This is a genomic window from Candidatus Pelagibacter sp. HIMB1517 (assembly GCF_052047895.1).
Lineage (GTDB): Bacteria > Pseudomonadota > Alphaproteobacteria > Pelagibacterales > Pelagibacteraceae > HIMB114.
The window spans coordinates 238,374-256,749 of the sequence record NZ_JBNAIW010000001.1 but is presented as its reverse complement, the minus strand read 5'-3'; the positions used below and the strand labels follow the sequence as shown (position 1 = coordinate 256,749).

The following is an 18,376-nucleotide window of genomic DNA, read 5'->3' as shown; positions in this document are numbered from 1 at the left end:
CTATAAAATATCGCCCGTGAGTAAATAGTTATTTAGTGTGAATGACCTATAGGACAGTCTTTCCTGAAGGTATTCTCACTTCGTCGACCATTGCTTGTGTTTTCGCATCTGGTTCAGGAGTCATTAAACTCACTACAACCATCGAAATCAAGCAAACAGGTGCACCAATTAGACCAAATCTTAAATGGTCAATTCCAAGAATTGGAGGCTGGCCCATGAATGCAGGAGCTACATAAATTAGATATGCAGTTCCAGCTCCAAGTCCAAGTAACATTCCTGCTATTGCACCTTGTCTAGTTGCTCTCTTCCACCATACTCCAAGAACTAATGGGAAGAATAGTCCTGACATTGCAAAGTCGAATGCCCAGGCTACTGATCCTAATATTCCTGTAAGTCTCATTGATGCGATGTAGGCACCAAAAGCGCCTGTCACAACAAGTAGAATACGAGCTACGATTAACCTCTTAGCAACGTCTGCTTTCGGGTCTACTATTTTGTAGTAAACGTCGTGAGACAGAGCGTTAGAAATTGCAAGAATTAATCCATCCGCTGTAGACATTGCAGCAGCCATACCACCGGCAGCAACTAGTCCAGAAATTACGTATGGTAATCCTCCCATTTCAGGTGTAGCTAAAACGATCACGTCACCTCTCATGAACCATTCGTTCAATTGAAGTATTCCATCACCGTTAAAGTCAGCTATGTAAGCTTGTTTCACCGCAATCCATTCTTTAACCCAAGCAATAGACTGTACATCAGCAATTGACTTACCGATAATACCAGTCGCTAAGTTTGGATCTAAGATTGAGATTTTAGCAAGTGTCGCTAAAGCTGGTGCTGAGAAGTACAACAAGAAGATAAAGAATAGTGACCAAGCCACTGATCTTCTAGCTGATTTCACACTTGGAGTAGTGAAATATCTCATCAAGATGTGTGGTAAAGAAGCAGTTCCTACCATCATACAAATTGCAAGTGAGATAAATTTCCAAGCAGCCATTCCGCCTTCAGCAACGCCAGAGTGTGATACAGAGATAGATTTTAATCCACCTGGTACACCAGCTGATTTTACTGCTGCAGCAGAGTTTTTAACTAGACCATATTGTTGTTCAAGCTCACCTAATCTAGCAACTTCATCTCCCAACATAAACTGTGGGAAGAATCCGAAACCAAACTTATTTGATAACCAGAAGATTGGTAATAAATAAGCTATGATTAGAACGATATACTGAGCAACTTGAGTCCAAGTCACGGCTCTCATTCCACCTAACATAGAACATAATAAGATACTTACTAATCCTACCCATACACCTAATTCAAAAGGAATTCCTAAGAATCTAGATGCAATTGTACCTGTAGCGTTAATTTGAGCTGTCACGTAAGTGAACGATGCTAAAACTAATACTAACACGGCACAGGCTCTAACGAAGTTTCCACCGTATCTAGTTCCGATAAAATCAGGAACTGTGTAGCAACCAAACTTTCTTAAGTATGGTGCTAATAGTGAAGAAACTAGAACGTATCCACCTGTCCATCCAACTAGGAATGCCATATAAGTGTAACCACCGTAGAAGATACCTCCTGCCATTGCTACGAAAGATGCACCTGACATCCAGTCAGCTGCCGTTGCCATTCCGTTAAATACGGTTGGCACTTGTCTTCCTGCAACGTAGTAAGCATCGGCCTGCATTGTTCGTGATAAAATTCCGATCAACGCGTAGATTGCGATGGTAAATACTAAGAATAGGATACCAATTGTTTTTGCTGATACACCATTAGCTTCTAATAGTGCCATCAACAAACAAAATACTAAAAATCCACCAGTATATGTACCGTAGATTTTAGGTAAGTTGTCAATAAAGTTACCTTTAAACATTAGTCGTCCTCCCCATATCCATGCTCTTCGTCAATTTTATTTTGACGGCCAGATGACCAAAAAATTAAAATGACGAACGCACCTAAAGAACCCTGTGCACACATGTAGTATGCTAATGGGTAACCAAGGAACGAAGCATTGTTAAGAGAACTTCCAAACATAAAGATAACGATTGAGAAAAAGAACCATATCGCCAATGTTAAAAACATCAGAGACTTGGTTTTTGCCCAATGCGCTTCGGCTTTGTTTGCCATATTTTTTCTCCCTTTGATTGTTAAGTTATAACTTGGATCAGAATACTACTTACTGAGCTTTAAAAATCTAGTGTAACGTCTTACCAAAAATCATTATTTGGTGGTATATTTTTGCACCGCAAAACTATATATCGTTATAAAATTAAAAAAATGAAATTTAAAATTGAAGATATAAAAAAAGGATTTGATGCAACAAAAGAGTACCTTCTTCATCCAATTGCCGCTTTGTTTCAATCAAAAAAAATTTCTAATAATAAAGAATTAGCCCAATACATAAGAAACGAGTCTGCAAAAGTTGTTCAACAAACATTGTATGAGTATGTAAGAAATAGAATGGGCACACTCTATGTAAAGATGCATGATGATCAAAAATTTATAGACTCTTTAAATATTGCTACGTGGAATATTTATACAGTCGCACTTCAGGACCTAACTTTATATTCACATTCTGTAATTGAAAACCTTTATAAAAAAGAATTTAGTAATTTAGAATTAGAAAATTTTTACAAAGATATTTTAGATGCTGAAATTGAAAAAGGTTTAAAGCAAGAACTTCTAGATGATAAAATTAAAGAGTTTCATTTAAGATTACAAAGTATTGACTTGAAATCTTTTTTTCAAAACAAACCATTTAAAGAAAGTTCACTTGCTTTGTACTATTGGGCTCCGATAGCAGACGAATTAAAAAAACAGGATCGAAATATTGTTCTTAATTCAATTCATCTTAAGTGGAAAAATATTGAAAAAGAGTTCTCTAAATTATTAAATTTTTAATTTATTTCTGACCATAATCATCAGATAAAGAAACAACTTCTTTATCAGACTCAGTTGACAGCTCCAGTTTGTAAGCAAGAAACCATGTGTAACCAACAAAGAAAGCCCAAAATAATATTTGCCATACCCAAATAGAAGGCAAACCAAATGACCAGGTCGAAGGATCATCTGGAATTCCAAACAGGCTATTTCCTGTAGAAGCTCCTGGTCCAAATCCAAATAATATTAAAAAGGCTCCTAGTGTTAAAGCGGTCACCATTAAATGACGATTAGAGTGGGCAATACCCGCTTGGTCCTCAATATAATCAAAATATTTTTGACGATGAACTCGGTCTATTGGATTTTGTTTTATATAGGTAACTCCAACCACTAGGCCTAAATTTACCACTAACGCCCAAACTGATGAATGAATTGTAAGTGGCCATGGCCCCCACGGCAAAAATTTACCTAATATTAAATGACCCGCTGGATCTGTAAGAATTAAAATAAAAAAACTTCCTATTAGCCCTGACAAAACCGCTTCTTTGGTAAACCAGGGTACATAACAAATGGCAATCAACGGAATTAACATCTGAGCAGCAAGTGAAATAGAAAAACTATTTAATACCCAGATTATCTTATCAGCAAAAGTTACAAGTATTAGGGATAGTATAGCTATTAATAGAATAGACAATCTCGTTACCAATATTTCAGATTGAGGCGAAGCCTTAGGGTTAAATATTTTTTTGTATACATCTCTAGAAAAAATACCAGCCGTTGTTGAAATGAAAGCGGCTGCTGTTGATTGAAGAACTGCAAATGCGCTTATGACTAAAATTGAAAATAACCATGGCGATGTTTCTTTTATTGTCATGCCGTAATTTGCAAATAAATTTAAATCAAAATTATTTTTTTCAATATTCTCTGATAAAAATTTAGAAACATTTATTCCCACATCATTCACGATTGAATTTGACCCAAGAATATGTGCGCTAACACCCACAAAGGTAACAAAAAATATTAAGATAAAACCTATTAAAAAAGTAGTAACCCAAACTTGTTGACTTGCAAAAGGTTTAGGACTTTCACTTGAAAAACACCACATCGAAAAAGCAGGTGAACAAAAAATACCAATTGTTGAAACAACAAATCCAAATATTAAAGTTCCAGACCAGTTTATTTTTTCATCTTCTAAATTATAACCAGAGCCAGAGTTTATAATTTCAGGAATATAAAATAATGATATTGTATTTGCTTCACTACTTTCTTTTAATTGAGATAGTTTAGCTAAAGTTTGGTTTAATGACATAAAACCTCCGGATAGATTATAGGAGATAAGACCTAAAATAATTAAACCAAAAATTATGATTATAAATTTGAATGCATTATTATGCGCAACTGAATTAGTCCCGCCCAAACCAACATAAATACAGATGATAAGTCCTATTACCCATGATGAAATCACAGGGCTTAATAAATTTTCTGTAATGATGCTAAGTAGTTTTCCGCTTAAAGACAATTGAAGTCCAACAAATGGAATAATAAAAAAAATTGAGATTAAAATAATGATGTATTGAAATAATTTACTTTTAAAATAGTCGCCATACATTTCTGCCGGAGTAATATAGCCAAACCTTTTACTTAAAACCCACTGTTTCTTCATAAAAAATATACTTACTATTGATGTTATAATTACAGTGAATGCGAGATAGGAACCCATAAAACCTATATCTAGATTTAAACTTGACTGGCTAAAAAAATTTACATTCGTGATCAAGATCGATGTAATTGCAAAAATAAAAATAAAAAAACTTAACTTTCTCTTACCAATTAAAAAGTCAGAGACATTTTGCTCAGAACTTTTAAATTTCCACCCTATTGCAATAGATGCTATCCAAAAAATTGATAAGAACCCAAATATCCAATAATTCATATTAATTACTTTTTTATTAGTTTTGATTAATATCTTTTAGTTAAAAAACCAGCAACATATAAACTTTTATTTTGATGAATACAGCATTTCATTATAATTAAGAAGAATGTCCAATAACTTTGATGATTTAGCTAAAATAGCTTTAAATGAGGCTTCATCTAGAAAACAAAACCTATCTTTGGGTGAGTTAGAAAATAAATTAAAGGAGCTTAACGAAACTATAAGCAGGTATCCTGTTCCAATTTCAAAGTGTGATGCACAGTTTAACGCGCTATTAGAGCAAAGAGAAAATGTAATGAAAGAAATTACTAAGTTAATGCAAACTCAAAAAGAATATGGAGGGCCCGAAGGCCCTGAACCAACTCGTTATGGAGATTGGGAAAAAAAAGGAATTGTTTCCGATTTTTAACTATTTATTTAATCTATTATCGACTAAACTTTGTACTACTGAAGGATCAGCTAAAGTCGAGGTATCTCCTAAATTGCTATAATCATTTTCAGCAACTTTTCTTAAAATTCTTCTCATAATTTTACCTGATCTTGTTTTCGGTAAACCTGGAGTAAAATGAATTAAGTCTGGAGTTGCAAGTGGTCCAATATTTTTTCTTACCCATTGCTTTAATTCTTTGGTTAATTCATCTGAACCTTCTTCTCCTGCATTAAGTGTAACATAACAATATAGTCCGTTACCTTTAATGTCGTGAGGATAACCAACTACAGCAGCCTCTGCTACTTTTGGATGAGCAACAAATGCACTTTCTATCTCTGCAGTTCCAAGATTGTGACCTGATACAATAATCACATCATCTACTCGACCTGTGATCCAGTAATATCCATCTTTATCTCTTCTACATCCATCACCAGTAAAATACATTCCGTCAACGGTTGAAAAGTATGTATCAATAAATCTTTGATGATCACCATAAACAGTTCTCATTTGACCTGGCCAAGAGTCTTTCATGCAAAGTCTTCCTTCACAAGCTCCTTTCAGTTCGTTTCCTTTATCGTCAACAACAGCTGGCTGAACACCATAAAATGGTTTTGTTGCAGAACCAGGTTTTAAATCTATCGCACCAGGTTGGGCTGAAATTAAAATTCCACCCGTTTCTGTTTGCCACCAAGTATCAACAATTGGACATCGAGAGTCACCAACAACCTTGTGGTACCATAACCAAGCTTCTGGGTTAATAGGTTCTCCAACTGATCCTAAAACCTTAAGAGATTTTCTACTTGATCTTTTTACTAGAGCTTCTCCTTCTCTCATTAAGGACCTTAATGCTGTTGGAGCAGTATAGAAAATATTTACTTTATGTTTATCAATAACATCCCAGAATCTTCCTGCATCAGGATATGTCGGTACTCCTTCAAATACTAATGTTGTAGCACCATTCGATAATGGGCCGTACACAATATAGCTGTGTCCTGTTACCCATCCAACATCTGCAGTACACCAATAAATATCTCCTTGTTTATAATTAAAAATATATTCATGTGTCATTGATGCATAAACTAAGTAACCACCTGTAGTATGAAGAACACCTTTAGGTTTTCCAGTAGAACCCGATGTATAAAGAATGAATAAAGGATCTTCAGCATTCATTTCTTCTGGCTCACATTCAGTAGATTGGTTTTGTACTAAGTCGTGGTACCAAACATCTCTTCCTTCAACCATGTTTACATCAGCACCAGTATGTTTAAGTACAATACATTTTTTTATAGACGGACATGATTGTAATGCTTCATCAGTTGTACCTTTTAAAGGAATAGATTTTTTACCCCTAACTCCTTGATCAGCTGTTATGATATATTCAGAGTCACACCCTTGAATTCTTCCAGATAGTGAGTCTGCAGAAAAACCCCCAAAAACAATTGAGTGAACTGCTCCAATTCTCGCACAAGCCAACATTGCATAAACTGCAGCCGGAACCATTGGCATATATATTGTAACCCTATCTCCTTTTTTAACACCAATTTCCTTCATTCCATTTGCTAATTTACAAACTTCATTCTTTAATTCTTGATATGTTACTTTGCTATCTACAGTTGGTTCATCACCTTCAAAAATTATTGCAGTATCATTTGCTTTATGCGGTAGGTGTCGATCAATACAATTATATGAGACATTTAGCGTTCCATCATAAAACCATTTAATATCAACTTTGTTTTTACTGTAAGTTACATCTTTAATTTTAGTATAAGGTTTAATCCAATCAATTCGCTTCCCTTCTTCTGCCCAAAAAGCTTCATTGTTTTTAACGGACTCATTATATTTTTTTTCATAGCCTTTTTTATCTATCAAAGCATTTTTTGACCAGGATGATGGAACTTTAAATATCTTTTCCCCGCTTGATTTTTGACTGGTTTTTTTTACAGATTTCTTTTTTTTAGAAACTTTTTTCTTCTTCGCTTTTTTTACAGATTTCTTTTTTTTAGAAACTTTTTTCTTCTTCGCTTTTTTTACAGATTTCTTTTTTTTAGAAACTTTTTTCTTCTTCGCTTTTTTTACAGATTTCTTTTTTTTAGAAACTTTTTTTTTCTTTCTTTTTTTTGCCACTGTGCCCCCTTAAATTTTTTTTAAATTTTACCCAACTTACATATTATTTTCCAGCTTTTAGAGTCTATTGGCATCACTGAAAGTCGGCTTTGCTTTATCAAAGCTAGGTTAGAAAGCTCTTTGTTTTGCTTGATATTTTCTAAAGTTACTGGAGATTTTAATTTTTGTTTAAATTTTAATTGCACCGCAACAAATCTTTTTTCTTTATCCGTTGGATCTATGAAGTGTTCTTTGATGACCTCTACAACTCCAACAATTTCTTTTCCAATATTAGAATGATAAAAAAAGCATAAGTCACCTTTCTTCATTGCCTTAAGATTATTTGCTGCTTGATAATTTCTCACGCCATCCCAAACTGTTCCTTTTGATCCTGACTTTTTTTGTTGATCAATTGACCACACATTTGGTTCAGATTTTACTAACCAATAATTTTTCATAGAATTAATCCTGTACCTTTCATGAAAGGCGCTTTTTGATCTAATGGCCATCTTGGTTGTGAAATTATTTTTAAGTTGGGTTTTTTTCCAGCTTCGTAATTTTGTAGTCCTGCCCAGGCAATCATTGCAGCATTATCAGTGCATAAATTTAATGGTGGAAAGTGCGTATTAAACTTTAATGTAGAAGAAACTTGTTTGATCGTTTTTCTTATTGATTGATTTGACGCCACTCCTCCAGCTACGACAAAATTTTTATTTTTAACTTTTTTATGTCTTTCTAAAAACATTTCAATCGCTTTTTTACATTTTACTTTTAAAATTTCATTTATTGTTTTTTGAAAAGAAGCGGCCAAATCATATTTATCTTGTTTTGATTTAATATTTTTGGATGAATGCAGCACTGCAGTTTTTAAGCCAGCATATGACATATTGCATCCTGATTTATGCAAAATAGGTTTTGGTAAATCAAAACTATTTTCATTTCCAAATTTTGCAAATGTTTCAATCTTAGGACCACCAGGAAATTCTATTCCTAAAATTTTAGCAGTTTTGTCAAACGCTTCACCTAATGCATCATCTATTGTGGTGCCTAATCTTTTATATTTTCCCACTCCTTCAACCGATAAAAATTGTGAGTGACCACCAGATATTAATAATAATAAGTATGGAAATTTAATAGGTTTGATTAAACCCATAGTAAGTGCATGACCCTCAAGGTGATTAGTCCCAAAAAAAGGTTTTTTTAAAGCGCTTGCGATTGTTTTGCCGGCGGTCATCCCTACCATTAGACAAACCAAAAGACCTGGACCCGCAGTACAAGCCACACCATCTATTTGATAAATGCTGACTTTACTTTTTTTAATCGCTTTTTTTATAATAAGGTCTATTTTTTCAGAGTGGGCTCTTGCTGCTAGCTCGGGTACAACACCGCCAAATTTTTTGTGAACTATCTCTTGGCTAGATACAACATTGGATAGTATTTTTACTTTTTCATTTTTTGACTTTTTCACTAATGCAGCGGCTGTTTCATCACAACTAGTTTCTATGCCTAAAAAAATTAAATCCTTTTTCATTAACTATGCTCGTTATTAGAATTTTGTCTTGATTAGAACAATTTACACGTATATTTCAAAATTAACATGGATGTATTTAACAAATTTTTTGTTCTTTTGACTAATGTTTGGAAGGAAGGTGTATCTGGAGCGAGTTTTACAGATATAATAATCGCTTTATTTGTTTTTTTTATTTTTCTTCTTTTAAGAAGTTTTGTTTCAAGATTTATTGTAAAAAAAATTGAAATTTATGTGTCTAAAAGCACAAACAATTTTGATAATAGTTTGACCACTTCTCTTGAGGGTCCAATAAAATTTTTCCCTGTTGTATTTGGTTTCTTCTTCGCGTCTACTTTTTTAAACCTTGATGGCAGATCTGCAATTTTCATAGAAAACTTGAATAGATCGTTAGTCACAATATTAATTTTTTGGTTTATTCATCAGTTAATTTACCCTGCTTCATTACTAATTAAGAGTATTGAAGAAATTCTTTCTAGAGATTTGCTAAATTGGATTTTAAGAGCGCTTAAAGTTTTAATAGTAATTTTAGGCTTTGCAGCAACGCTAGAAATTTGGGGCATTAAAATTGGTCCAATTATTGCCGGCCTTGGATTATTTGGTGTTGCCGTTGCACTTGGTGTTCAAGATTTATTTAAAAATCTAATTTCAGGAATTTTAGTTCTAGTTGAAAAACGTTTTAAAGTTGGTGACTGGATTGTAGTTGAGGGAATAATAGAGGGCACAGTTGAAAATATCGGTTTTAGATCAACAGTTATTAGAAAGTTTGATAAATCTTTAGCTACAATTCCAAATTTTCAGTTTGCGGAAAAAGCAGTCATTAATCAAACTGAAACAACAAATCGTAGAATTGATTGGCTGATAGGTCTTGAATATAAAACAACTTCTGAACAGTTAGAAAAAGTAAGAAACAATATTTTAAAATATATTGAAAATAGTCCCGACTTTTTAATATCTACCAAAACTCCACACGCAGTAAATTTAAACCAATTTTCTGCAAGCTCTATAGATATAATGGTCAGATGTTACACTCAAACAAATAGCTATTATGAATGGTTAAAAGTGAAAGATAAGTTCATAATAGAAATTAAAAAAATTGTTGAGGATGCCGGAGCTTCTTTTGCTTTTCCATCTCAATCTATTTATGTTGAGAAATTTGATAAATGAATTCATTAATTATTTTAATTGATAATATTATTTATCTTTACTCGATTGTTTTAGTTATAAACATCGTTTTATCTTGGCTTACTACATTTGATATTATTAACATTAGCAACAGATTTGTTTATGCAGTTTTAGAAGCTAGTTATAAACTCACAGATCCTTTGCTTAATCCAATTCGTCGTGTGATGCCAAATATAGGTGGGCTAGACTTTTCTCCAGTAATATTATTTTTATTATTAGGATTTTTAAGAAACCTTTTAAGAGAATATGGACTAGGACTACTATGATAATTGATGGAAAAAAAGTTGCAGAAGAATTAAGAGCAAAAATTAAATCAGATATAAACAAGTTAACAGGTAATCAAAAACCTGGATTAACTGTAATTCTCATAGGCGAAGATGCTGCGAGTCAAATATATGTAAAAAATAAAGAAAAGTTTGCAAATGAAGCAGGAATTAATTCTACTGTTATAAGATTTGAAAGTAGCATTTCCGAAGAGGATTTAAAAAATCAAATTAGAAAATTGAACAATGATAATAATGTTCACGGTATTTTAGTTCAATTACCCTTACCAAAACATATTAATCAAAGAGACATCATTGAAACCATAGATCCTAAAAAAGATGTAGATGGATTTCATCCAATTAATGTTGGAAATTTGTCATCTGGTAACGATGCATTAGTGCCGTGTACACCTCTTGGCTGTTATTATTTAATTAAGAAAGCCGTACCGAATCTTAGTGGTTTAAATGCTGTTGTTATTGGAAGGTCTAATATTAACGGAAAACCAATGACACAATTACTATTAAAGGAAAATTGTACAGTGACTATCGTTCATTCTAAAACTAAAAATATTGAAGAAATTTGCTGTAGAGCCGACCTAATTATTGCTGCCGTTGGAATACCAAAAATGGTTAAAAGTAATTGGATTAAAAAGGATGCTGTTATTATTGATGTAGGGATTAATAGAATTGAGGTCGATGGTAAAAATAAAATTGTAGGTGATGTTGATTTTGACGAGGTGCAAAATAAAGTAAAAGCTATAACACCAGTTCCCGGTGGAGTTGGACCTATGACAATTGCATGTTTATTAGAAAATACCTTGAAAGCTTTTAATAAAATTTCGGGGAATGCTCCTCAATAGAGGAGCCCCCTTTATTGTATAGTCTTTCGACCGAATTCATTTAGAAAAATGAATTCATTTTAAGTATTTCAACTTAAAGTATACGGTAAATAAAACCGTTTCTTTAAATTTCAGGTGGTGACATAAACACCTCCTCCAAAAATTACTTAATCATCATTTTTTTTTAAAATCAAATTAGCTTAATTTTTTCTTTTCTAAAAAAAAATGAAATAAATTCATCAACATAATAAATATTTGATACTCAACTATTTGTTGCACAGTGAGTTTATTAAGTATTTTTGCGGTTAATTTTTTTAAATCTAAAAATTAAAATTAAATATTTGAATTTTCAGTAACTTAAAATTCTTTTAATTAAATTTTTTAGGTTTATTATATTGTAAATTTTTTTTTATAAATCTTCTCTACTCACACTAGTCTTTAACATTTTACTTTTTCTTAGTTTCAAGACTACGATTGCAATAGCAAGCAATAATATTGCACCAGACTCAAAGATTAGTACCGAGGCATCAATATCTTTTTTTTGTAAAATAATTAAACGAGCTAATGCAGTAATTGCTATGAATAAAGGATAAGTAAGCCTAATAGATTGATTACTCCAGTAGTTACCGACCATACCCATGACCTCTAAATAAATGAAAAGCAATAGTAAATCAGCTAGCTGAATAGTTTGAACTTTATACATTTGAATAATTTCAAGAGTAAATGCTAAAGATGTAGCAACCAAAACTATAGCTGCACCTGCTAACTGAATTCTTCTTATGAAATCTTTCATTTATTTCCTTAATAACTTACAGTGTTTCTTTATAAAATTCTCTACATTTTTTTTGTTAAAAGTTTTATTTTCCTCAAAACTTACTTTTTTTAGAGAGTATAAAGGGCTTTTTGAAATTCTTGATATAATTGAAATATTACCTTTGTAGAGCTTAAGTTTAATTTTTCCCTTTATCTTCGACCTTTTTTTGTCGATTATTTTTTGAATTTTGAATCTTTCTTTTGAATACCAATAACCATTATAAATTAATTCTGCATATCTTGGCATCAGCTCATCATTTTTGTGCATAGTTTCTTTATCAAGATTTACTGATTGGATAGCTCTATTTGCAAACAATAATACTGTACCGCCTGGTGTCTCATAGACACCACGAGATTTGATACCAATGAATCTATTTTCGACCAAATCAACTCTTCCAATTCCATTTTTGCCAGCAATATTATTTAGTCTATCCAAAAGTTTTGCTGGTGATATTTTTTTATTATTTAAACTTATTGGATCACCATTTTTATACTCCAAAGTAATAAAGGTTGGTCTATTAGGTGCTTTTTCTGGAGATACCGTTCTTTGAAAAATATATTCAGGGGCAGCTTTTTTTGGATCTTCTAAAACTTTTCCTTCAGTGGATGTATGCAATAAATTATCGTCAACTGAAAAGGGTGGAGCACCTTTTTTATCCTTAGGAACAATAATCCCATTTTTTTTTGCATATTTTATCAATGCTGTTCTTGAATTAAGATTCCAATCTCTCCAAGGTGCTATAACTTTTATATTCGGACCAAAATAATAATAACCCAACTCAAATCTTACTTGGTCATTCCCTTTTCCAGTTGCTCCATGAGAAACAGCCTGAGCACCAAATTTTTTGGCAATTTCTATCTGTCTTCTTGCAATTAATGGTCTGGCAATAGATGTACCCAACAAATATACTCCTTCGTAAAGTGCATTACCTCTTATCATTGGAAATACGTAGTCTTTTACAAATTTTTCTTTTAAATCTTCTATAATAATTTTTTTTACGCCTAATTTTTTAGCATTTGAATAAATTGCTTTTCGATTAATTTCTTGTCCTAGATCTGAGGTGTAACAAATAACTTCTGCTTTATATTTATCTTGAAGCCATTTTAGTATGACAGAAGTATCCAATCCACCTGAGTAAGCTAATACAATTTTTTTTATTTTTTTCATGTATTAGTTTTTGCAGTTTTTTCTTGCTGTATTATATGCGTCTGTAAATCCCATCATGGAATAAGTATCTCGAGTTTTATTTCCACGAGATGAAACACCTATGACTTGTGCCTTGTTTGCTTTTTTCATTGCTCTAATCATTTTTAACTCATCATCTAAGCTTGTCATCCATGCAAAGTTTCCTTTTGTTTCAAATTTGAATTGAGCGTTACCAACATTTACATTTACATCACTCTTTTTTTTAAAAGGATATCCATTAGTAACACTGATTTCATTTGAAACTCCGTCGTTTGGTCTAAAAGTTACAAATATTCTACTTTCAGCTCGATTTAGATTTGCAGGGGACATTTTGGTCGGCATTGTCACTGCAAAACAAATTTTATCTTTCCCTTTCCCAGAATACTGGCTTTCCCACATCTTGAATCTTTTTTCTATTTTAATTTCAGCATTCACGTTGTTCATGAAAAAAAGTGAAAATATTAAGATAGGTATTATTTTTTTTAAGGGCATGGATTTGAATATATTAATTGTACTTCGTTTATAGCTTGAATTACTTCATCATCAAGTTTGATTTCGTGGCTTTTTAAATTATTTTCTAATTGATCCATTTTCGTAGCTCCAATTATAACTGAAGTTACAAATGGTTGAATTTCACAAAATTTTATAGCCATCTGACATACATCTAGATTAAATTTTTTTGCAATTTTTATGTACTCTTTTATTGCCGGTTCAGAGTTAGGTGTTCTGTATCTTGGATATCTATCTCCGAAAAGTTTTAATCTAGTTCCGTCTGGTAATTTTCCATCTAAATATTTTCCACTTAGTGTTCCACTTGCTAGAGGGGAATAAGCTAGTAAGCCTACATTTTCCCTAATTGAAATTTCTGAAATTCCAACTTCATAACTTCTATTTAAAAGATTATAGGGATTTTGAACTGAAACTATTTTTTCTAAATTTTTCATTTCTGCGGTTTTAATAAACTCAAAAGTTCCCCAGGCAGTTTCATTAGAAAGACCGATAGTTTTAATTTTTCCCTCTTTAACAAAATCGGTTAGACAATTTAATGTTTCAAGAATTGGAGTGACATCATTTGAGTCTTTATGGTGATATTCTAAACCTGAAAAAACATTTAATGGTCGATCCGGCCAATGTAATTGATATAGATCGATGTAATCTGTATCAAGATTTTTAAGAGATCTATCTAAAGCAAATTGTATTTGTTTTTTATTTAATCTTGTTTCTTCTCCATTATCCCGAAACCAATCCATATTCGATCGTCCTACAATTTTATCTGCAATGACAAGTTTATCTCTATTTTTCTTTTTATTAATCCACTTTGAAATAATTCTACTTGTTTCACCTTGGGTGTTAGCACTGGGAGGAATTGGATATAATTCTGCAGTATCAAAAAAATTTACACCATAATCAAAAGCCATATCCATTTGTTGGAAAGCTTCATCTTGGTTATTTTGCTCTCCCCAAGTCATAGTTCCAAGACATATTGAACTAACTTTAATATTAGAATGCCCTAATTTTTTATACAGCATTAAAAATGTTTACCCCATGATCAAACAATTATAAATAAAAATTCTAATGTCTGAGCAAATTGCTATTTTAATTCAAATAATTCTTATAGATTTAGTTTTGGCAGCAGATAACGCTATCATAATTGGCATGCTCGCATCTAAATTCGATGCAAATATTAGAAAAAAAATATTTTTTTGGGGTATTACTGCTGCTGTTGTTTTAAGAATAATTTTTACATTATTAACTGCGTATCTTTTGCAAATCAGCGGACTACAATTAGTTGGAGGACTAGTTTTATTGTGGGTTGTCTATAAGCTATATATAGATGTAATTCAGAAAGAAGAAAAAAAAGAAGTTAACATAAACCCAAAAAACAAATCTTTAATAAGTGCAATTGGTACAATTGCTTTGGCAGATGTTAGTTTAAGTCTAGATAATGTTCTTGGCGTAGCTGGTGCCGCCAAACATCATTACGATCTTTTAATATTTGGTTTAGTGTTATCTATTATCCTTATGGCAACAATGGCAAATGCAGTTTCGAAATTAATAAATAAGTATGCTTGGATTGCTTGGCTTGGTTTGATTGCCATTTTATATGTTGCAATAGATTTAATTTACTCCGACTTAAAAACATTGATTTAAGGGGTTTTTGACACCTTGAAATTGTCACAAAATTTTCTCATATATATGTTAAGTTTATAAATAAAATTAAAAGGAGATTATGAATTTAAAAGATAGAATGGCCAGAGTTCAATCATCTGCAACGGTTGCAAATGATAGTGTTCATGAAGGTCTAAGAAGTTACATGCTAAAAGTTTATAACTTTATGGCATCAGGCATATTATTAACTGGTTTTGTTGCACTAGGTTTATTTAAGTTTTCTGTAGTGACTGATCAAGCCGGTAACATTGTAGGACTAACGTCTTTAGGAAATGCAATTTACTCATCAGCTTTAATGTGGGTTATAGCACTTGCGCCATTGGGCATTGTTTTTTACATGAGTTTTGGAATTAACAAAATGAGTGCACAAAGAGCTCAAACAGTTTTTTGGATTTTTGCAGCTTTAATGGGAGCGTCTTTATCATCAATATTTTTGCAATACACTGGCGCTAGTATCTCAAGAGTGTTTTTTATTACAGCAGGTACTTTTGGAGCTATGAGTTTGTACGGTTACACAACTAAAAAAGATTTAACTGGTTGGGGCTCGTTTTTATTAATGGGATTAATAGGAATATTAATTGCTTCATTAGTAAATATTTTTTTAAAATCACCAGCTGTTTACTTTGTTGTTTCCGTTTTAGGTGTTTTAATTTTTGTAGGCTTGACAGCTTATGACACTCAAAAAATTAAAAACATGTATTTTGAGAGTGATAGTACAGAAGTTTCATCAAAAAAAGCTGTTATGGGCGCCTTAACATTATATCTAGATTTCATTAATTTATTTATAATGTTGTTAAGACTTTTTGGTCAAAGAAGATAAGTTTTTAAAAACCCTAGTTCTAATAATAATCTTAGACTAGGGTTTTTTATTTGAGCATTTTTTTGAACAATACTTAACGTTCATCCAGTTTTTTTCCCATTTTTTTCTCCAAGTAAAAGTTCGGTTGCAAGTTTTGCAAATTTTTTCTGGAAGGTGCTCTTTCTTTTTCACTTAATTAAGCGAATATTTCTTTTGTACAAAACTGAGATGATATTCTTAATTTCGTCAGAATATTTAATAACTTTGCCATACTGATCTTTTAATTGATATTTTTGCCCAACTTTACTTTTTAAACTTTTTATAATTTGGAACAAAGGTTTCTCAGTTGCTTTTCTATAAATATCAAAACCAACAATGTTTTTATTTATAAAAATTGCATAATCTTTCCATTCTCCTTTTGAAACCATGGCTCCATATATATTTAAAATTTCTCCCAATTCTTTTTTGTTAAAAAAAATTTCTTCTTTAAAATTTTTATTTTTTATTAATTTAAACATTTATTTTATACTTTTTAATTAGATTGATTTGAAACATCATAAATATAAATGTGATTGGAATTATACCAAATACTTTAAATTTAACCCAGAAGTCTTCTGTTTGGGTTCTCCAAACAACCTCATTTAGGATAGCTAAAAAAATAAAGAAAATCATCCATCTTTTATTTAGTAACTCCCAGCCCCTTTCTTCAAGCTGGATAGAACTTTCCAATAAAGATTTTAGTAAATTTTTTTTAAGAAAAAAGCTTCCACAAAATAAAACAGATGCAAAAAGCAAATTCACAATTGTTGGCTTCATATAAAAAAATATTTTATTATCAAAATACAGAGTTAATCCACCAAACAAGGAGACTATCACTGCACTGATTATTGGAACTTTAGGAATTTTTTTTTCGACAAAATACAATATTCCAGTTGCTACTATTGTAGCTATTATTAGTGGCAGTATTGCCTCGGTCATTCCAAATTTTTTGTAATAAATAAAAAAAATTAATAACGGACCAAAGTCTGCTATAAACTTTAAGGTTGATTTATTCATGTGTAAAAAAATTTTATTATTATTTATTGTTCTATGTTTTCAGACTTCGCAGTGTATTTCAAGAGAATATAATTATGAGGCTTATGGTTTAAATTTAAATTTCTTAAATTTGAAGTTAAATATAAAGGATGGAAAGATTTATTCTATAATTCATAGCAAAGGTCTAGCTGGTCACTTTTTTAGTTTTGAAAATATAATTCAGACAACATATGATAAAAATAATTTAGAATATTATTTTAATTTAAAAAAAAAAAATAAAGAAAAAATTTACCAATTTAAAGTTAAAAATGGTGATATTGACTTGAGCAATATTAATCTCAATAAAGGTAAAAATTACAAATTAATAAAAAAAACAGATTTAAGAAATGTACTAGATCCATTAACAGCTGTAAGTGAAATTCTTTATAGTAATAAAATAGATGCTAAATGTAATTTTAAAAATAGAATATATGATGGCGATGATGTGTACGAAATATTTTTAACACCTGAAGAAAAAAATAAATCAAAAATTAAATTTAATAAAAAAGAATATAAAATTATTTTTGTTTGTAGACTAAATTATAAAGCAATTTCAGGACATAAATTTAAAAGAGAAAAAAAATTGAATTCAAGGTATTTAGATATTTATTTTTCAAAATTTAATAATAATGTATTGCCAACCTACTTTGAGGCAAAATCAAAAATTATTCCCGTGAAAATGTATTTATCAACAGTTTTAAACCCTTGATTTATGAGTAATGATAATTAACTATTAAATACTAATGAAAAATAAAATTCCTCAAAAAGCAAAATTTTCTATTGGAGAAGTTGTAAGACACCGCTTGTTTGAATTTAGAGGCATTATTTACGATGTAGACTTTGAGTTTAATAATTCAGAAGAATGGTATCAATCTATACCAAAAGATGTGAGACCAAGAAAGGATCAGCCATTCTACCATATCCTGGCAGAAAATGATGAAATCACTTATGAAGCTTATGTATCTGAACAAAATTTAGTCTTAGACGATAGAAACGAGCCAGTTGGCCATCCATTGGTGAAAGAAATCTTTAATGGACAAGGAAAAGACGGTCTGTATCTTAGATCCACAAATTAATATTCGCCTAAAATAAAACACTTTTTCTTCAGCAATCAGACATTTTCCTAATCTAAATCAATATTCATAGTCCAGTTTGAAGTTTTTCCCATTCTCCC

The 18,376-nt window shown here is 31.3% G+C and carries 22 protein-coding genes; 9 read left to right on the top strand and 13 right to left on the bottom strand.

The features are described 5' to 3' along the window. Positions 1–46: 46 nt before the first annotated feature. Together ACTTAT_RS01500 and ACTTAT_RS01495 are read right to left on the bottom strand one after the other, a co-directional pair. Positions 47–1,873: a sodium:solute symporter family protein gene (locus tag ACTTAT_RS01500; RefSeq protein WP_440679283.1), complete on the bottom strand. Its 1,827-nt coding sequence runs from the start codon at positions 1,871–1,873 to the stop codon at positions 47–49. Beyond that, a complete protein-coding gene (locus ACTTAT_RS01495; protein WP_440679282.1) occupies positions 1,873–2,127 on the bottom strand; it encodes a DUF4212 domain-containing protein in 255 nt (84 codons plus the stop codon). The genes ACTTAT_RS01500 and ACTTAT_RS01495 overlap by 1 nt, the downstream gene beginning before the upstream one ends. A 150-nt stretch (positions 2,128–2,277) precedes the next feature. Here ACTTAT_RS01495 and ACTTAT_RS01490 point away from each other — a divergent pair, with 150 nt between their 5' ends. Further along, positions 2,278–2,901 (top strand): esterase, encoded by a 624-nt coding sequence (locus ACTTAT_RS01490; RefSeq protein WP_440679281.1) that lies wholly within the window; start codon positions 2,278–2,280, stop codon positions 2,899–2,901. Position 2,902: 1 nt separating this feature from the next. Here ACTTAT_RS01490 and ACTTAT_RS01485 read toward each other — a convergent pair whose 3' ends face one another. Further along, positions 2,903–4,813 (bottom strand): sodium:solute symporter family transporter, encoded by a 1,911-nt coding sequence (locus ACTTAT_RS01485; protein ID WP_440679280.1) that lies wholly within the window; start codon positions 4,811–4,813, stop codon positions 2,903–2,905. Positions 4,814–4,919: 106 nt separating this feature from the next. On the opposite strand from ACTTAT_RS01485, the gene ACTTAT_RS01480 reads away from it, so the two are divergent. Then, positions 4,920–5,222 (top strand): DUF1674 domain-containing protein, encoded by a 303-nt coding sequence (locus ACTTAT_RS01480; RefSeq protein WP_440679278.1) that lies wholly within the window; start codon positions 4,920–4,922, stop codon positions 5,220–5,222. On the opposite strand, the gene acs is transcribed toward ACTTAT_RS01480, so the two are convergent. Genes acs through tsaD form a run of 3 tightly spaced genes read right to left on the bottom strand, consistent with a single transcriptional unit; the run spans position 5,223 to position 8,877 of the window. Next, a complete protein-coding gene (gene acs, locus ACTTAT_RS01475; protein WP_440679277.1) occupies positions 5,223–7,367 on the bottom strand; it encodes an acetate--CoA ligase in 2,145 nt (714 codons plus the stop codon). A 20-nt stretch (positions 7,368–7,387) separates the two neighbouring features. Further along, positions 7,388–7,804 (bottom strand): EVE domain-containing protein, encoded by a 417-nt coding sequence (locus tag ACTTAT_RS01470; protein ID WP_440679276.1) that lies wholly within the window; start codon positions 7,802–7,804, stop codon positions 7,388–7,390. Continuing rightward, positions 7,801–8,877, bottom strand: a complete 1,077-nt coding sequence (tsaD, locus tag ACTTAT_RS01465; RefSeq protein WP_440679275.1) for a tRNA (adenosine(37)-N6)-threonylcarbamoyltransferase complex transferase subunit TsaD — start codon at positions 8,875–8,877, stop codon at positions 7,801–7,803. Before tsaD ends, ACTTAT_RS01470 begins: the two co-directional genes overlap by 4 nt. Before the next feature lie 66 nt (positions 8,878–8,943). On the opposite strand from tsaD, the gene ACTTAT_RS01460 reads away from it, so the two are divergent. From ACTTAT_RS01460 to ACTTAT_RS01450, 3 genes are read left to right on the top strand one after another with little or no spacing between them, the layout of a single operon-like run. Continuing rightward, positions 8,944–10,041, top strand: coding sequence for a mechanosensitive ion channel family protein (locus tag ACTTAT_RS01460; protein WP_440679274.1), 1,098 nt, complete (start codon positions 8,944–8,946; stop codon positions 10,039–10,041). After that, positions 10,038–10,325 (top strand): YggT family protein, encoded by a 288-nt coding sequence (locus ACTTAT_RS01455; RefSeq protein WP_440679273.1) that lies wholly within the window; start codon positions 10,038–10,040, stop codon positions 10,323–10,325. Before ACTTAT_RS01460 ends, ACTTAT_RS01455 begins: the two co-directional genes overlap by 4 nt. After that, positions 10,322–11,182 carry a bifunctional 5,10-methylenetetrahydrofolate dehydrogenase/5,10-methenyltetrahydrofolate cyclohydrolase gene (locus ACTTAT_RS01450; RefSeq protein WP_440679272.1) on the top strand — a complete coding sequence of 287 codons (861 nt, stop codon included), beginning with the start codon at positions 10,322–10,324 and terminating at the stop codon, positions 11,180–11,182. The genes ACTTAT_RS01455 and ACTTAT_RS01450 overlap by 4 nt, the downstream gene beginning before the upstream one ends. A 388-nt stretch (positions 11,183–11,570) precedes the next feature. Here the strand turns inward: ACTTAT_RS01450 and ACTTAT_RS01445 are convergent, their stop codons facing one another. The 4 genes from ACTTAT_RS01445 to ACTTAT_RS01430 are packed head-to-tail and all read right to left on the bottom strand — an operon-like array spanning position 11,571 to position 14,689. Further along, positions 11,571–11,954 (bottom strand): phosphate-starvation-inducible protein PsiE, encoded by a 384-nt coding sequence (locus ACTTAT_RS01445; protein ID WP_440679270.1) that lies wholly within the window; start codon positions 11,952–11,954, stop codon positions 11,571–11,573. Beyond that, complete coding sequence (locus ACTTAT_RS01440) at positions 11,955–13,142, bottom strand: argininosuccinate synthase (RefSeq protein WP_440679269.1); 1,188 nt, start codon at positions 13,140–13,142, stop codon at positions 11,955–11,957. A 3-nt stretch (positions 13,143–13,145) separates the two neighbouring features. Further along, complete coding sequence (locus tag ACTTAT_RS01435) at positions 13,146–13,604, bottom strand: invasion associated locus B family protein (protein ID WP_440679268.1); 459 nt, start codon at positions 13,602–13,604, stop codon at positions 13,146–13,148. A 38-nt stretch (positions 13,605–13,642) separates the two neighbouring features. Continuing rightward, positions 13,643–14,689: an aldo/keto reductase gene (locus ACTTAT_RS01430; RefSeq protein WP_440679267.1), complete on the bottom strand. Its 1,047-nt coding sequence runs from the start codon at positions 14,687–14,689 to the stop codon at positions 13,643–13,645. A gap of 46 nt (positions 14,690–14,735) precedes the next feature. Here ACTTAT_RS01430 and ACTTAT_RS01425 point away from each other — a divergent pair, with 46 nt between their 5' ends. Both ACTTAT_RS01425 and ACTTAT_RS01420 read left to right on the top strand, forming a co-directional pair. Then, complete coding sequence (locus ACTTAT_RS01425; RefSeq protein WP_440679266.1) at positions 14,736–15,311, top strand: YjbE family putative metal transport protein; 576 nt, start codon at positions 14,736–14,738, stop codon at positions 15,309–15,311. A gap of 79 nt (positions 15,312–15,390) precedes the next feature. Continuing rightward, the gene (locus ACTTAT_RS01420; protein WP_440679264.1) at positions 15,391–16,149 is read left to right on the top strand and encodes a Bax inhibitor-1/YccA family protein; all 759 of its coding nucleotides are present in this window, start codon (positions 15,391–15,393) and stop codon (positions 16,147–16,149) included. A gap of 36 nt (positions 16,150–16,185) precedes the next feature. Here the strand turns inward: ACTTAT_RS01420 and ACTTAT_RS01415 are convergent, their stop codons facing one another. From ACTTAT_RS01415 to ACTTAT_RS01405, 3 genes are read right to left on the bottom strand one after another with little or no spacing between them, the layout of a single operon-like run. Next, positions 16,186–16,320 carry a DUF2256 domain-containing protein gene (locus tag ACTTAT_RS01415; RefSeq protein ID WP_440679263.1) on the bottom strand — a complete coding sequence of 45 codons (135 nt, stop codon included), beginning with the start codon at positions 16,318–16,320 and terminating at the stop codon, positions 16,186–16,188. Continuing rightward, positions 16,317–16,646: a DUF2794 domain-containing protein gene (locus ACTTAT_RS01410; RefSeq protein WP_009373163.1), complete on the bottom strand. Its 330-nt coding sequence runs from the start codon at positions 16,644–16,646 to the stop codon at positions 16,317–16,319. The genes ACTTAT_RS01415 and ACTTAT_RS01410 overlap by 4 nt, the downstream gene beginning before the upstream one ends. Continuing rightward, positions 16,639–17,184 (bottom strand): septation protein A, encoded by a 546-nt coding sequence (locus tag ACTTAT_RS01405; protein WP_440679262.1) that lies wholly within the window; start codon positions 17,182–17,184, stop codon positions 16,639–16,641. Before ACTTAT_RS01405 ends, ACTTAT_RS01410 begins: the two co-directional genes overlap by 8 nt. Between ACTTAT_RS01405 and ACTTAT_RS01400 the strand changes: the two genes are divergently transcribed. Then, on the top strand, positions 17,183–17,911 hold the full coding sequence (locus ACTTAT_RS01400; protein ID WP_440679261.1) for a DUF3108 domain-containing protein: 729 nt from the start codon (positions 17,183–17,185) through the stop codon (positions 17,909–17,911). The two genes, ACTTAT_RS01405 and ACTTAT_RS01400, sit on opposite strands and share 2 nt — an antisense overlap. Positions 17,912–17,945: 34 nt before the next feature. After that, on the top strand, positions 17,946–18,278 hold the full coding sequence (gene hspQ / locus ACTTAT_RS01395) for a heat shock protein HspQ (RefSeq protein WP_009373166.1): 333 nt from the start codon (positions 17,946–17,948) through the stop codon (positions 18,276–18,278). Positions 18,279–18,376: the final 98 nt, after the last annotated feature.

Coding starts and splice junctions, on each gene's coding strand:
- ACTTAT_RS01455 (WP_440679273.1), top strand. CDS start 10,038: ATGAATTCATTAATTATTTTAATTGATAATATTATTTATCTTTACTCG.
- tsaD (WP_440679275.1), bottom strand. CDS start 8,877: ATGAAAAAGGATTTAATTTTTTTAGGCATAGAAACTAGTTGTGATGAA.
- ACTTAT_RS01490 (WP_440679281.1), top strand. CDS start 2,278: ATGAAATTTAAAATTGAAGATATAAAAAAAGGATTTGATGCAACAAAA.
- ACTTAT_RS01445 (WP_440679270.1), bottom strand. CDS start 11,954: ATGAAAGATTTCATAAGAAGAATTCAGTTAGCAGGTGCAGCTATAGTT.
- ACTTAT_RS01410 (WP_009373163.1), bottom strand. CDS start 16,646: ATGTTTAAATTAATAAAAAATAAAAATTTTAAAGAAGAAATTTTTTTT.
- hspQ (WP_009373166.1), top strand. CDS start 17,946: ATGAAAAATAAAATTCCTCAAAAAGCAAAATTTTCTATTGGAGAAGTT.
- ACTTAT_RS01405 (WP_440679262.1), bottom strand. CDS start 17,184: ATGAATAAATCAACCTTAAAGTTTATAGCAGACTTTGGTCCGTTATTA.
- ACTTAT_RS01425 (WP_440679266.1), top strand. CDS start 14,736: ATGTCTGAGCAAATTGCTATTTTAATTCAAATAATTCTTATAGATTTA.
- ACTTAT_RS01480 (WP_440679278.1), top strand. CDS start 4,920: ATGTCCAATAACTTTGATGATTTAGCTAAAATAGCTTTAAATGAGGCT.
- ACTTAT_RS01420 (WP_440679264.1), top strand. CDS start 15,391: ATGAATTTAAAAGATAGAATGGCCAGAGTTCAATCATCTGCAACGGTT.
- ACTTAT_RS01450 (WP_440679272.1), top strand. CDS start 10,322: ATGATAATTGATGGAAAAAAAGTTGCAGAAGAATTAAGAGCAAAAATT.
- ACTTAT_RS01430 (WP_440679267.1), bottom strand. CDS start 14,689: ATGCTGTATAAAAAATTAGGGCATTCTAATATTAAAGTTAGTTCAATA.
- ACTTAT_RS01495 (WP_440679282.1), bottom strand. CDS start 2,127: ATGGCAAACAAAGCCGAAGCGCATTGGGCAAAAACCAAGTCTCTGATG.
- ACTTAT_RS01470 (WP_440679276.1), bottom strand. CDS start 7,804: ATGAAAAATTATTGGTTAGTAAAATCTGAACCAAATGTGTGGTCAATT.
- ACTTAT_RS01400 (WP_440679261.1), top strand. CDS start 17,183: ATGTGTAAAAAAATTTTATTATTATTTATTGTTCTATGTTTTCAGACT.
- ACTTAT_RS01500 (WP_440679283.1), bottom strand. CDS start 1,873: ATGTTTAAAGGTAACTTTATTGACAACTTACCTAAAATCTACGGTACA.
- ACTTAT_RS01460 (WP_440679274.1), top strand. CDS start 8,944: ATGGATGTATTTAACAAATTTTTTGTTCTTTTGACTAATGTTTGGAAG.
- ACTTAT_RS01435 (WP_440679268.1), bottom strand. CDS start 13,604: ATGAACAACGTGAATGCTGAAATTAAAATAGAAAAAAGATTCAAGATG.
- ACTTAT_RS01440 (WP_440679269.1), bottom strand. CDS start 13,142: ATGAAAAAAATAAAAAAAATTGTATTAGCTTACTCAGGTGGATTGGAT.
- ACTTAT_RS01485 (WP_440679280.1), bottom strand. CDS start 4,813: ATGAATTATTGGATATTTGGGTTCTTATCAATTTTTTGGATAGCATCT.